Genomic DNA, 14,108 nt, shown 5'->3' on the forward strand with positions numbered 1-14,108 from the left:
CGCAAACGCCGCTCGCGGTGATCCGCCCGGTGGATGCGGCCGGCGTTGCCGCTGCGATTGCGACCTGTCGCAGGGCAAGCCTGCCGTTCGTGCCGCAGGGCGGATTGACCGGCCTGTGCCGCGGTGCCTCGCCCGAGCCCGGCTGGGTCGCGATCTCGCTGGAGCGCATGACCGGCATCGAGGAGATCGATCGCGCGTCCGCGACCATGACGGTGAAGGCCGGCACGCCGCTGGAGACGATCCAGAAGGCGGCCGATGAGGCCGGCTTCTTCTTTCCGCTCGATCTGGGATCGCGCGGGTCCTGCGCGATCGGCGGCAATCTCTCCACCAATGCCGGCGGCAACCGCGTGATCCGCTACGGCATGACGCGCGAGCTGGTGCTCGGGCTCGAGGTCGCGCTCCCGGACGGCACCATCATCACCAATCTCAATAAACTGATGAAGAACAATGCCGGCTACGACCTGAAGCATCTCTTCATCGGCTCGGAAGGCACGCTCGGCATCATCACGCGCGTGGTCCTGCGGCTGTTTCCAAAGCCGCGCTCGACCATGGCCGCGCTGTGCGCGCTGAAGGATTATGCCGCCGTGGTCGCGCTGCTCGATGCCGCGCGCTCCGGCCTCGGCCCGCTGCTGTCGGCCTTTGAGGTGATGTGGCCGGATTACTGGGAAGTGATCACGGCGCGCGCGGGCGTCAAGCCGCCGGTCGCGGCTGGTCACGGACTTTACGTACTGGTCGAAGCGCAAGGCACGGACGAGAGCATCGATGCGCCGCGCTTCCAGGCCTGGCTTGAAGAGCTATTGGAGCGCGGCCTGCTCGCGGACGCCGCCGTCGCCCAATCGCTGGCGCAGACGCAGAAACTCTGGGCAGTGCGCGACATCTGTTCCGAGTTCGGCCAGGTGCTGGGGCCGCACCTCTCCTACGACATCGGCCTTGCGGTCAAGCGCATGGACGAGTTCGTCACGCGCTGCAAGGCAGCGCTCGCCGACGGCATCGAGGGCTGCGAGAGCGTCTATTACGGCCATATCGGCGACGGCAATCTACACCTGGTGTCCTGGGTGACGGGCCTGCCGACCGAGCGCCAGCCGAAGGACGCGATGGACGCGATCATCTATGGCCTCGTGCGCGAGATGGGCGGCAGCGTCTCGGCAGAGCACGGCATCGGCACGCTGAAGAAGCAATGGCTCGGGCATGCCCGCAGCGAAGCCGAGATCGCGCTGATGCGCACGCTGAAGGCCGCGCTCGATCCAGATCATCTGCTCAATCCCGGCAAGGTCATCTGAACCCCGATGAAGTCACTGAAGCTCGACCCGCCGAAATCGCTGGCGCAGCGCGTGATGCTGCGCCTGCGTCAGGGCATCATCGACGGCGAGTTCGCGCTCGGCGCGGCGATTTCCGAGGAGATGGTCGCGCAATCCTTCGGCGTCAGCCGCACCCCGGTGCGCGAGGCGATGGGACAGTTGCAGGCGCAGGGCCTCGTGGTGATCCGGCCGCAGGTCGGCAGCTTCGTCTTTACCCCGAGCGCGGAGGACATCACAGCGCTCTGCACGTTCCGGATCGTGATCGAGCCCAAGGCCGCCGAGCTTGCCTTTGCGCACGACCGCGCCGGCGCAATCGCGGCGATGGAGGCCGCAATCGCCGGGATGGAGCGGGCGGTCGCGGCAAGGGACAACGTCGCCTACGGGCGCGGGGACACCGCGATGCACGAAGCGCTGTTCGCCCACTGCGGCAATCGCTACCTTCAGGAATCCTATCAACTCGTCTCCGGGCGCGTCGCGACGCTGCGCACCAATCTGAGCTCGCCGATCGACGTACGAACGCCCGAATCCTTCGAACAGCACCGGACGCTGCTGCGCCTGTTCGAGCGCGGCGACTTCGCGGCTTTCGCGAAGCTGATGACCACGCACATCAACAATTCGGGCAAGACCTATGCACAAGCGCTCCAGATCGCTTGAACCCGCTCGCATCGGGCTTGCTCCGAGCCACATGGCCGAGGATCGAGATCGATTCACCGACCCTGCCCCGTGGCGGGGGTAGTTACGAGACAATCCTAACCAAAGAGAGGAAACGAGAAGTGTTGAGTGGTTACAGGAACGCGATCAGGACCTGCGCCGTGGCGATGTCGGTGCTTCTGGGCGCGGCATGGACGACGCAAACGACCGCGAGCGCCGAGGAGAAGCTCGTCGTCTGGTGGAACAAGGGCTACTACAAGGCCGAGGAAGACGCGCTGCTCGACGTCATCAAGAAGTTCGAGGCCAAGAGCGGCGTGAAGGTCGAGCTGTCGCAATATGCGACGCAGGACATGATCCCGAAACTGGTGGCGGCGCTCGATTCCGGCAATCCGCCCGACGTGACCTATGCGGACACCTACAATTTCCAAGGCGTCGGCAAGTGGGCCTCCGAAGGCAAGCTCGTGGAGCTCGGCTCCATCCTTGAGCCCATCAAGGGAGAGTTCGCTCCGCATCCGCTCGAAACCGTCATGCTGTACAACGACAAGACCAAAGCGAAGGCCTATTACGCCTTCCCGGTCAAGCAGGCGACGCTGCATCTCCACTTTTGGAAGGACATGCTCGAGGAGGCAGGTCTCAAGGAGACGGACATCCCGAAGGACTGGAAGGGCTTCTGGTCGTTCTGGTGCGACACGGCGCAGCCGGCCGTGCGCAAAGCGACCGGCAAGCGTATCTACGGCATCGGCCATCCCATGGGCGTCGACGCCACCGACAGCTTCATTTCCTTTCTCGTGTTCATGGACGCCTACAACGTTGTGCTCGTCGACGACAACGGCAAGCTCCTGGTCGACGATCCCAAGGTGAAGGCGGGCCTTGTCGCTGCAATGAAGGACTATGTCGCGATTGCCGCCAAGGGATGCACGCCGCAATCGGCCACGAGCTGGAAGGATCCCGACAACAACGTCGCCTTCCACAACAAGACGACGATCATGACGCACAATTCGACGATCTCCGTTCCCGGCAAATGGCTGGACGATGCCAGCAACGAGACGCTGACCGCCGAGCAACGCGAGGAGGCAAAGAAGAATTACTATGACCGCATCCGCACCATCGTCTGGCCAGACAAACCGGACGGCACGCCAGTCCACACCCGTGCGTCGGTGACCGTCGGCATGATCTTCGAGCAGACCAAAAACAAGGAGCGGGCCAAGGAGTTCGTCTCATTCCTGCTGCGCGACGAGAACCTGCAGCCCTATGTCGAGGGCGCCCTCGGCCGCTGGTTCCCGGTCAAGACCGCCGCCCAGAAGTCCGCGTTCTGGGATAGCGACGTGCATCGCCGTGCCGAGCGCGATCAGTTCGCCGCCGGCGTCGGCGGTTATGAGATGAGCAAGAACTACAAGTTCACGGCGCTCAACAACGAGAACGTCTGGATCAAGGCCGTGAACGCCATCGTCACCAACAAGGTGCCGGTCGAGCAGGCCGTCGATCAGATGATCGCGCGGATCAAGGAAGTGGCCGGCAACTGAGGCCTCACCTCAAGCGCGGGCGCTGCAAGTGGGTTCATCTCGCTCATGCGCCCGCGCCAGGCGCCGGTGCCTGCGTCGCGACAGATAAAGCAGGACGCTCGCCGAGCGTCCTGTTCGCGTAGATGTCCGCCATGATTGATACTGATTGCGCGCCGTCTTTTGGAACGCAAGCGCGGCGCGGCTGCGTGTCACAGCATGCTAGTCGCATTCGTAGGTGGCCACGACGTTCGAGAAATCGAGCCTTGCGAGCGCATCGGGATCAATCCAGAAATGCAGCACGCAGCCGATGTTGGCGTGCCAGTCGAAGAACGCGAGGTCTCCCCCAATCTGGAGCAACAGGATGTCCTCAAGGTGCTCCTCCGTTGCATCCTGTGGACCGCTGCCATAGCCCAGCATCTGATGAAGCGCGGTGCTGAAATGGCGGTATTGCCCGTCCTTCACCGTCGGCGTTTTCCAATGATTTTGCCGGGCGAGATTTGCGATGTACTCGTGAGGGACATCGTCGCACGCCTCGGGATCCTGGGTCGCCATGCAACGGACGGTGTGATTAATGGCATAACCGAGGTTGGCCGGGATTTTGTGAGGATAGGTGAATACTTGCTCGTCCAACCTCTCGTATGTCTGCGCAACGTCGAACCACCAACTGCGAAAGCCCGCTTTTGCATCGGCCTCGAGGCGATCCAGTGAGGTCAATGTCCGGCAGCGCTCAAGCCATCCGATGGCACCGGCACGAAGACGGCGCAACTCCGTAGCCGCCTGGTCGCCGAGGGGCTTGTAGGATCGCGGTCTGAAGTCATCCTGGATGAGCGACAACACCGAGCGAACGACATACGTCATAAGCAACCAGTTGAACGGCCAATCCTCATCCTTGGCATATGCATCCATCGCACGAAACTGGAGCAGGTCCGCTTGCTTTGGCTCGCCCGGGCCCAACGCCCGACACAATGACTCGACGAAGAGCTCGCCTCCCACCGGGTCCTCGTGGAAGTAGAAGTCGGTGAACGGCTGAAAGGAAAGAGGGTATTTGAACTCGACCCTGGAATGAAAATCGACGGCCGGGTCGAGCCATTTGACCTGGGCGTCGCCGTCGCTGCCGCCGAGCGGCATAAGATCAGGTGGCGGCGACCGTTCGGCATACGCGCCACCATGTGCGGGGGAATAGAGCACGCGGCATGGAGGCAGGTCTTCACCGACAAACACCGAACTACAGAAGAAATAGAGGGTACCAACCTTTGGGAGTGGCGACGGTATGGAGCGCGGCAGGTCTGCCAGGTCGATCTGTGCAACGAAGCTAAGCGCGACGGTCTCCAACTTCTCATTCGCCCTGACGTCTGCTCTCGGCCATTCGAACGCCGGAGGCAGCTTGGGGAGGCCGCCGAAGAAGCTTCGCGCGGGGTGAGCGAGCGGCACAGGCAGATCGCTGCGTGTGACGAGCGCCGCAGGGAGCGCTGATTCCGCAAGCGCATCTCGTTCAGATCTGGCCATCATCGCCCCCTGCCACCCCAGCGTGTATAGAGCCGATGGAACCATTCGGCCACGGATCAGACAAGGGGGGCTGCTTGTCACATCCGCGTCCGATGCGGCTTAGCGTTCTCGCGGCTTGTCTCGCCCGAGCCTGGCCATACTCGCCACGGCAACAGGCAGAAATTGATGGGCCGATCGATTGAATTTGCGGCACACCCGGCTTATGCGTGGGCGCCATGGATACCATCGCCAACGCCGCAAAACCCTTGAGTTCCTGGCCCCGCCACCGGGCCCATCCCGGCAAGGCCGCGCCGTTCCTCCCCATGAGCCGCGCCGAGATGACGGCGCTCGGCTGGGATGCCTGCGACATCGTGCTGGTGACGGGTGACGCCTATGTCGACCATCCGAGCTTTGGCATGGCGATCATCGGCCGGCTGCTGGAGGCCCAGGGCTTCCGGGTTGGCATCATCGCCCAGCCCGACTGGCATTCGGCCGAGCCGTTCAAGACGCTGGGAAAGCCGAAGGTCTTCTTCGGCGTCACCGGCGGCAACATGGACTCGATGGTCAACCGCTACACGGCCGACCGGCGCTTGCGCCACGACGACGCCTATACGCCGGGCGGCGAAGGCGGCCGGCGCCCGGATCGCTGCACGATCGTCTACGCCCAGCGTTGCCGCGAGGCGTTCAAGGACGTGCCGATCGTTCTCGGCGGCATCGAGGCCTCGCTGCGCCGGATCGCGCATTACGACTACTGGTCCGACAAGGTGCGCCGCTCAGTGCTGGCCGACGCCAAGGCGGATCTCCTGCTCTACGGCAACGCGGAACGTGCCGTCGTCGAGGTGGCGCACCGGCTCGCCGATGGCACGGCGCCGCGCGAGCTCGATTCCATCCGGGGCACCGCACTGTTTCGCCGCGCGCCCGGGGATTACACCGAGCTTCACGCGGACGATCTCGACTCCGCCGACGAAGGCGCGGCTCGCCACCCCGGCAACACCGTGATCCGGCTGCCGGCCTGCGAGCAGGTCGAGCAGGACCGCGAGGCCTATGCGCGCGCGTCACGCGTGCTGCACCGGGAGAGCAATCCCGGCAATGCGCGGCCGCTGGTCCAGCGCCATGGCGATCGCGACCTCTGGCTGAACCCGCCGCCGATCCCGCTGACCACCGAGGAGATGGACGCCGTCTACGATCTGCCCTACGCCCGCGCGCCGCATCCAGCCTACGGAGATGCAAGGATCCCGGCCTGGGAGATGATCAAATTCTCGGTGACGATCATGCGCGGCTGCTTCGGCGGCTGCACCTTCTGTTCGATCACCGAGCACGAGGGCCGCATCATCCAGAACCGCTCGGAAGGCTCGATCCTGCGCGAGATCGAGCGCATCCGCGACAAGACACCGGGCTTCACCGGCGTGATCTCCGACATCGGCGGTCCCACCGCCAACATGTACCGGATGGCGTGCAAGGATCCGAAGGTTGAAGCGGCGTGCCGGCGGCCGTCCTGCGTCTTCCCCGAGATCTGCCCGAACCTCAACACCTCGCACGACGACCTGATCCGGCTGTATCGGAAGGTACGCGAGACCAAGGGCATCAAGAAGGTGATGGTCGCTTCCGGCGTGCGCTACGACCTCGCGGTGGAGAGCCCGGAATATGTCAAGGAGCTCGTCACCCATCACGTCGGCGGCTACTTGAAGATCGCGCCCGAGCACACCGAGCGCGGCCCGCTCGACAAGATGATGAAGCCGGGAATCGGCGCCTATAACCGCTTCAAGCGGATGTTCGATGCCGCAGCAGAGCAGGCCGGCAAGAAATATTACCTGATCCCCTATTTCATCGCGGCGCATCCGGGCACGACCGACGAGGACATGATGAACCTCGCGCTCTGGCTCAAGAAGAACCGCTATCGCGCCGACCAGGTGCAGACCTTCCTGCCCTCGCCAATGGCAACCGCCACGGCGATGTACCACACCGGCGTCAATCCGCTGCGCGGCGTGCGCCGCGGCGGCAGCGACAAGGTCGAGGCGATCAAGGGCCTGCGGCAGCGCCGGTTGCACAAGGCGTTCCTGCGCTATCACGACCCCGACAACTGGCCAGTGCTGCGTGAGGCGCTGAAGGAGATGGGCCGCGCCGACTTGATCGGCTCCCGCCCCGACCAGCTCGTGCCCGCACACCAGCCGCCGGGCACCGGCAAGGCCGCCGGCACGCGACGACCGTTGCGCCCGGGCGACCGGACGCAGCGCTTTACTACGAAGGGCGTGCGCGTGATGAAGTGAACATCGATCGCGGCGTTGTCCAGACGAAGCGGAATCGTGGTAGTATCATCGGGTCGCTGCCGAAAGCACGACCTGAACATTTCACTGGTCTTGGGTGGTTCGCGCCATGCTCAGGCCTACAGAAGACACACGTGAAATCCAAGAGCTGAACCCGGCTGAACTGGGTGCGATCGCCCACCTGTATCGCGGCGAGATCTATCGCAGCACCATCTGGCGCACACGTCTCGACAATACGACCAACTGGTCGATCGTGACCTTGGGCATCGCCCTGTCGTCGACATTCTCGTCTAAAGAGGCATCAGCGCTGCCGCTCATTCTGATAGGCATGCTGCTCGCGGTGTTTCTCGGACTCGAGGCGCGCCGTTATCGCTATTTCAACGTTTGGCGCGCGCGGGCGCGCTTTCTCGAAACACACTGGTACGTTCCGATCTTGAGCGGCAAGCGCGGAGAGGACGATGCCGGCTGGCGGAACATCCTAGCGGAAGACTACCTGCATCCGCGCCATCATATCAGTTTCGTTCGCGCCGCCGGGCGTCGCATTCGCCGCACATACATCTGGATCATCGTGATCCAGACATCCGCCTATGTCGGCAAACTCGCGATTCATCCGCAAATGGCGGCTCACCTTGATGAGCTCATCGATCGCGCCGCAATCGGCCCGATCCCGGGCTGGGTGGTGATTTGCTGCGGCCTTCTCTACAATCTCTGCTGGGTTGTACTTGCCGTCGCGACGTATTGGCTTGATCGGCGTGCACATGGCACACGACCCTCCACGGGCGGAATGGGTTGACCGCAGAGGCGGCACCCCGCGGTTCGCAGATAGGTCGGCAATACTGTCTAACCGCGCAGTGGCAGAGTCGCGTCGCGATGCAGTGACGAATTGCGGCATTCGATTGCAGGGCCTATCTTGAGACCAGACAATCACGCGGCCGCCTATCGTGCGGCGTGGGCTCACGGCGGACGGCTTGCATACCCATCGGAGGGCACGCCATGTCCATTGCTCCGACGCTGCACCGATATCTCGCTGCCGAAAAAATCCAGTATGCCGAGATCCCGCACGATCTCACCATGTCATCGACGCGCACGGCGGAGGCCTGCCACGTCTCGGGCGATCGTCTCGCCAAGGCCGTCGTGTTGCGGCATGACGGCGGCTATATGCTCGCGATCGTGCCGGCATCGCACCATCTCAACCTGCCCGATCTGAAGCACAGGCTCGGCGAGGATCTCGTGATGGCCAACGAAACCGAGATCAATCGAATCTTCGCCGACTGCGCGCACGGAGCCGTGCCGGCCGTCGGCAGGTGCTACGGGCTCGATCTCATCGTCGACGACACCATCCAGGCCCAGCCCGAAGTCTATATCGAAGCCGGCGATCACGAGACGCTGCTCCAGCTGACGCATGCGCAGTTCACGCGCCTGACGGCCAATGCGCCGCATGGACGCTTCAGCATACACGATTGACGCGGCACGACGGCGAGATGATCCACCAGTAGGTTTCCGGTCGCGGCGACGCGTGCGGTCGCACCCGGTTCGTTGTATAGTCACGTGGCGGGGGCTGCGTTCACAACGGAGGTCCTCATGAAGGTCAAGGACGTGATGCACAAGGGCGTCGATTGGGTCAGCCCTGACACCCCGATCACCGAGATCGCGAAGTTGATGCAGGGGCACGACGTCGGCTGCATTCCGATCGGTGAAGACGACCATTTGATCGGGATGGTGACGGATCGCGACATCGTCTGCAAAGGCCTTGCAGCCAAGGACTTCAACGCCGCTCGCATGACGGCGCGGGACGTGATGACCGAGGGCATCCATTGCTGCCGGGAAGACGACGATCTGGCGAAAGCCGTGCATCACATGGAGACGCTGAAGATCCGGAGGCTGCCCGTCATCAACAAGAGCAAGCGGATGGTCGGCATGATCAGCCTGGGTGATGTCGGCCAATCCGCCACCACCGATCTGTTGACCCAATGCGTCAAGGGCGTTTCGGCCCATCACCATTGAGGCAGCGCCGGCTCGACGCGAGGGACGTCAATGGCTCCGTGCCAAGGCGGCGCGGGCAAGGGAGGACATGATGGCGTGGCGCGACGACAAGGCCCGGGCAACCCTGATCCATGATGCGACAGGAAGCGTTCAGCCAGGCAAGAGCCCTCGGACCTTTGCCGAGCTTCTGTTCGGCTACACCAATCTCGAGGACCTCGCCAATTACGACGCCTCCTCACTGGCCCTCCTCGCCGAGCAATCCTGGGAGCATGTGCAGCGACGCACGGCGGGCAATGCCGATATCCGCGTCGTCAATCCGGCGATGCCGGACGGGCGCGAGATTTCCGTGCTCGAAATTCTCAACGACAACATGCCCTTCCTGTTCGACTCCACCATGGCGGAACTCACCGAGCAGGGCATCGAGGTCACCCTCGTCGCTCACCCGATCATCGCGGTGGAGCGCGATGACCAGGGCAAGCTGCTGCGTTTCCATGGCGAAGCATTGCCGGAAGGGGCAAGGGGCGCGCGAGAGAGCCTAATTCACCTCCACATCACCCGCCTGGATGCCGAGGCCGACCAGCAGAAGCTGGTCGTCGGCCTCACCAGGACGCTGAACGACGTGCGCGCCTGCGTCACCGACTGGCGAGCCATGAGGGACCGCGTCGAGCAGGCGATCAAGACGTTCACGTCCAATCCGCCGCCGCTCCCGATCGACGAGGTCGCCGAGGCCAACCAGTTCCTGCAATGGCTGTGTGCAGACAATTTCACCTTTCTGGGCGTGCGCGAATATCGCTTCTCGCCCGACAGCGATGCCTCGGACGACATCACGACCGGCGAAGGCCTCGGCATCCTGAGCGACCCCGATGCGAAGGTCCTGCGCCGCGGCAACGAAATGGTTGTGATGACGTCGGAGATTCGCGAGTTCATGCACGAGCCTACCCTGCTCATCGTCATCAAGGCCAATGTCAGCAGCCGCGTCCATCGCCGCATCCGGATGGACTATGTCGGGATCAAGCTCTACACGCCCGACGGGCGGCTCGAGGGCGAGTTGCGCGTCGTCGGCCTGTTCACCTCGGGCGCCTATACGCGCTCGGTCCGGCAGATCCCTTATGTTCGCCACAAGGTGTCGCGGGTGCTCCAACGCGCCGGCTTCGACCCGAGCGGCCATTCGGGCAAGGCGTTCATGCATATTCTCGAAGAGTATCCGCGCGACGAGCTGTTCCAGATCGACGTCGACACTCTCTACGATTTCGTTATGCAGATCCTGATCCTCTATGAGCGCCCCCGCGTCCGGGCGCTGGCGCGGGTCGACAAGTTCGATCGATTCGTCTCGATCCTCGCCTTCATTCCGCGCGACAAATACGACACCGACGTGCGCACGCGCGTCGCCAACTTCCTGGCGCAGGCCTTCCGGGGGACGGTGTCGGCCTCCTACGTGTCCTTCCCCGAAGGCGCGTTGGCGCGCGTCCACTACATCATCGGGCGCTATGAAGGTAAGACTCCCGCCGTCGAGCGCGCCACGCTGGAGGCCGGGATCAGCGCCATTGCCGCAACATGGGCTGACAAGCTGAAGGCCGCGCTGACTGCGTCAACCGACGGCATGCGGGCGCGCATGCTCGCCAATCGCTATGCCCAGGCCTTTAGCGGCGGCTATACTGAGGTTTTCACGGCGGAACAGTCGGTCGCCGACATTGCGACCATCGAAAAGCTGACGGCGGCCCGCCCGGTGACGATTTCGGTTCACCGCTTCGAGGGCAAGGACGATCCCAGGCGCTTCGGCCTGAAGGTGTTCTCGGACGCCGCGCCGCTGTCGCTGTCCTATCGGGTGCCGGTGATCGAAAATCATGGCCTGCGCGTGGTCAACGAGCGCACCTATCAGATCGTCCCCGGTAACAGGCCTGAGCCGGTCTGGCTGCACGACATGACGATCGAGACCAGCGACGGTCAGCCGATCGAGATCAGTCCGGAATTGAGCCATCGCCTGGAAGCCTCGATCATGGCGGTCGTCGCCGATCGCGCCGAATCCGACGGATACAATGCCCTGATTCTGCGCACGGCCCTGGGCTGGCGGGAAGTCTCGAGCATCCGGGCGTTGTCCCGCTATCTGCACCAGATCCGCGCTCCATTCAGCCAGGACTATATGTGGCAGACCTTGCGCAAGAACGCCGCGATCACCGCCAACCTCGTCGCGTTGTTCCAGGCCCGCCTCGATCCGCGCCTCGCCCAGACGGAGGCTGAGCGTGCGGCGCGCGAGACGACCCTGCTTGCTGAGATCGAGGAGCAGCTCAAATCCGTCGCCTCGCTCGATGAAGACCGCATCCTGCGCCGTTTCACCAATCTGGTGCAGTCGACCATCCGCACCAATTTGTGGCAGGTCGGCCAGGACGGACATCCGCGCCCGGTGATCTCAATCAAGTTCAACGCGCGCGGGATCGAAGACCTGCCGGCGCCGCGACCGCTATACGAGATTTTCGTCTATTCACCGCGGGTCGAAGGCATTCACTTGCGCTTCGGCAAGGTTGCGCGCGGGGGACTGCGCTGGTCCGACCGGCCGCAGGATTTCCGCACCGAGATCCTGGGCCTCGTGAAGGCGCAGCAGGTCAAGAACGCGGTGATCGTGCCGGTCGGCGCCAAGGGCGGCTTCGTGCCCAAGCGCCTGCCGCCGCCCTCCAATCGCGAGGTGTGGCTGGCCGAAGGCACCGAGGCCTATCGCATCTTCGTTCGCTCGCTGCTCGAACTCACGGACAATCTCGACGGCGACGACATCGTGCCGCCCGACTCCACCGTGCGGCATGACGGCGACGATCCGTACCTCGTTGTCGCCGCCGACAAGGGCACCGCTACCTTCTCCGACGTCGCCAACGCGATCTCAACCGAGAAGAACCATTGGCTCGGCGATGCCTTTGCCTCCGGCGGCAGCCAGGGCTATGACCACAAGAAGATGGGAATCACGGCGCGCGGCGCCTGGGAGGCGGTCAAGCGGCACTTCCGCGAGCTCGGCACCGACATTCAGACCATGCCGTTTACCGTTGCCGGCGTCGGCGACATGTCCGGCGACGTCTTCGGCAACGGCATGCTGCTCTCGCCGGCGACGAAGCTCGTCGCGGCTTTCGATCACCGCGACATCTTCATCGATCCTTCGCCCGATCCGGCGACCAGCTTCGCCGAGCGCAAGCGCCTGTTCGACCTGCCGCGATCGAGCTGGCAGGACTACAACAAGTCGCTGATCTCGCAAGGCGGCGGTGTGTTCCCGCGCTCGCTCAAGGCGATCCCGCTCGCGCCGGAAGTGCGCGCCCTGCTCGATCTCGACAAGCCGCAGGCCACGCCGTTCGAGGTGATGATCGCCATCCTGAAAGCGCGCACGGACCTCCTGTGGTTTGGCGGCATCGGCACCTATATCCGCTCGTCCTCGGAAAGCGACGATCAGGCCGGCGACCGCGCCAATGATCCGATCCGCATCACCGGCACCGAGGTCCGCGCCCGGGTGATCGGCGAAGGCGCCAATCTCGGCGTCACCCAGCGCGGACGCATCGAAGCGGCGCAGAAGGGCATCAAGCTCAACACCGACGCCATCGACAATTCGGCCGGCGTGAACACCTCCGACGTCGAGGTCAATATCAAGATTGCGCTGGCGCGCCCCGAGCGCGAGGGGCGCCTCAGCCCCGCCGACCGCAACAGCCTGCTCGCCGCGATGACCGACGAGGTCGGCACGCTGGTGCTGCGCAACAACTATCTGCAGACGCTGGCGCTCTCACTCGCCGAACGCAAGGGCGTGGCCGAGAGCGGCTTCCTTACCCGCCTCATGCAATCGCTCGAGCAGCGCGGTCTGCTCAGCCGCGCCGTGGAGTTCTTGCCGGACGATGCGGCGATCACCGAACGCGCGAGGCGCGGGCAGTCCCTGACACGGCCCGAACTCGCCGTGTTGCTCGCCTACGCCAAGCTGACGCTGTACGATGACCTGCTCGTGACCAACGTGCCTGATGATCCATATCTTGCCCGCGAGCTGTCCCAGTATTTTCCGCGCGAGGTCCAGGACAAATTCCCGACCGCGGTCGAATTCCATCGCCTGCGACGGGAGATCATCGCGACCAGTCTCGCCAATGCCGTCATCAACCGTGGCGGCCCGGCATGCATCGTGCGCCTGATCGACGAGACCGATGCCGATATTCCCACCATCGTCATGGCCTATGTGGCGGTGGATGAGTCCTACGGGCTCCAAGGGCTGAATGACGCGATCGACAAGCTTGACGCCTGCATCGACGGGCAGCTGCAGCTGTCGCTCTACGCGACGATCCAGGATCTTCTGCTGTCCCGGATGGTCTGGTACGTGCGCAATGTCGATTTCAGGGATGGCCTGGAGACGGTGATTGCACGTTTCGGCCCGGGCATCCGCGAGATCACGGCCTCCCTCGACAACTCCTTGCCGCCGGACTTGCAGGCCGTGCGCAGCAAGCGTCGGCAGGACCTCACCGAGGCCGGCGTCCCGGCCGGCCTTGCCGGCGAGCTCGCCGACCTCGACGCCCTGATCGCGGCACCCGATATCGTGACGGTCGCCGAACGCACCAACCGCGCCATCGGCGATGCCGCCGCGACCTTCTTCGCTGCGGAAGCCAATTTCCGTCTCGATCGCATCATCGCCGCCGCGCGCAGCGTCCCGGCCAACGATTATTTCGAACGCCTCGCCATCGACCGCGCCGTCGACCAGATCGCAGCGGCCGAAAGACGACTGGCCGCGGATATGCTGGCGACCGGCCAGTCCGGCCAGCAAGCCGTCGAGATCTGGCTCACGGCTCACCCCGAAGCGACGCGCATCCGCCGCTCGGTCGAGGAGATTGCCGCCAGCGGCCTGACGCTCGCCAAGCTGACGGTGGCGGCGAACTTGCTGGGGGATCTGGTCAAGGGCTGACGCGCCCGCAAACGGAGGG

Annotated in this window: 9 protein-coding genes; 8 read left to right on the plus strand and 1 reads right to left on the minus strand. The window is 64.0% G+C overall.

What is annotated here, in order from left to right:
* The 3 genes from SO156_RS29875 to SO156_RS29885 form a co-directional block, all read left to right on the plus strand.
* A partial coding sequence (locus SO156_RS29875; RefSeq protein ID WP_498537265.1) for an FAD-binding oxidoreductase occupies window positions 1-1,280 on the plus strand: 1,280 nt, incomplete at its 5' end.
* Between the two features lie 6 nt (window positions 1,281-1,286).
* Window positions 1,287-1,952 carry a GntR family transcriptional regulator gene (locus tag SO156_RS29880; RefSeq protein ID WP_498537266.1) on the plus strand — a complete coding sequence of 222 codons (666 nt, stop codon included), beginning with the start codon at window positions 1,287-1,289 and terminating at the stop codon, window positions 1,950-1,952.
* A 164-nt stretch (window positions 1,953-2,116) separates the two neighbouring features.
* Complete coding sequence (locus SO156_RS29885) at window positions 2,117-3,472, plus strand: ABC transporter substrate-binding protein (RefSeq protein ID WP_498537307.1); 1,356 nt, start codon at window positions 2,117-2,119, stop codon at window positions 3,470-3,472.
* Between the two features lie 198 nt (window positions 3,473-3,670).
* Here the strand turns inward: SO156_RS29885 and SO156_RS29890 are convergent, their stop codons facing one another.
* Window positions 3,671-4,957, minus strand: coding sequence for a DUF1963 domain-containing protein (locus SO156_RS29890; RefSeq protein WP_498537267.1), 1,287 nt, complete (start codon window positions 4,955-4,957; stop codon window positions 3,671-3,673).
* Between the two features lie 215 nt (window positions 4,958-5,172).
* Between SO156_RS29890 and SO156_RS29895 the strand changes: the two genes are divergently transcribed.
* The 5 genes from SO156_RS29895 to SO156_RS29915 all read left to right on the plus strand — a co-directional run bounded on the left by SO156_RS29895 (window position 5,173) and on the right by SO156_RS29915 (window position 14,089).
* Window positions 5,173-7,203 carry a YgiQ family radical SAM protein gene (locus SO156_RS29895; protein ID WP_498537268.1) on the plus strand — a complete coding sequence of 677 codons (2,031 nt, stop codon included), beginning with the start codon at window positions 5,173-5,175 and terminating at the stop codon, window positions 7,201-7,203.
* 106 nt (window positions 7,204-7,309) lie between these two features.
* Entirely contained in the window at window positions 7,310-7,993 is a 684-nt protein-coding gene (locus tag SO156_RS29900; protein ID WP_458149075.1) for a DUF2270 domain-containing protein, read from the plus strand.
* Window positions 7,994-8,193: 200 nt separating this feature from the next.
* Window positions 8,194-8,664, plus strand: a complete 471-nt coding sequence (locus SO156_RS29905; protein ID WP_498537269.1) for an aminoacyl-tRNA deacylase — start codon at window positions 8,194-8,196, stop codon at window positions 8,662-8,664.
* A gap of 117 nt (window positions 8,665-8,781) precedes the next feature.
* Window positions 8,782-9,204, plus strand: coding sequence for a CBS domain-containing protein (locus SO156_RS29910; RefSeq protein ID WP_458149073.1), 423 nt, complete (start codon window positions 8,782-8,784; stop codon window positions 9,202-9,204).
* 70 nt (window positions 9,205-9,274) lie between these two features.
* Window positions 9,275-14,089, plus strand: a complete 4,815-nt coding sequence (locus SO156_RS29915; protein WP_498537270.1) for an NAD-glutamate dehydrogenase — start codon at window positions 9,275-9,277, stop codon at window positions 14,087-14,089.
* Window positions 14,090-14,108: the final 19 nt, after the last annotated feature.

This window comes from Bradyrhizobium sp. UFLA05-125 (genome assembly GCF_059803515.1).

Excerpts from the sequence above, each read along its gene's own strand:
- SO156_RS29895 (WP_498537268.1), top strand. The coding sequence starts at position 5,173 with ATGGATACCATCGCCAACGCCGCAAAACCCTTGAGTTCCTGGCCCCGC.
- SO156_RS29910 (WP_458149073.1), top strand. The coding sequence starts at position 8,782 with ATGAAGGTCAAGGACGTGATGCACAAGGGCGTCGATTGGGTCAGCCCT.
- SO156_RS29900 (WP_458149075.1), top strand. The coding sequence starts at position 7,310 with ATGCTCAGGCCTACAGAAGACACACGTGAAATCCAAGAGCTGAACCCG.
- SO156_RS29905 (WP_498537269.1), top strand. The coding sequence starts at position 8,194 with ATGTCCATTGCTCCGACGCTGCACCGATATCTCGCTGCCGAAAAAATC.
- SO156_RS29880 (WP_498537266.1), top strand. The coding sequence starts at position 1,287 with ATGAAGTCACTGAAGCTCGACCCGCCGAAATCGCTGGCGCAGCGCGTG.
- SO156_RS29915 (WP_498537270.1), top strand. The coding sequence starts at position 9,275 with ATGGCGTGGCGCGACGACAAGGCCCGGGCAACCCTGATCCATGATGCG.
- SO156_RS29885 (WP_498537307.1), top strand. The coding sequence starts at position 2,117 with ATGTCGGTGCTTCTGGGCGCGGCATGGACGACGCAAACGACCGCGAGC.
- SO156_RS29890 (WP_498537267.1), bottom strand. The coding sequence starts at position 4,957 with ATGGCCAGATCTGAACGAGATGCGCTTGCGGAATCAGCGCTCCCTGCG.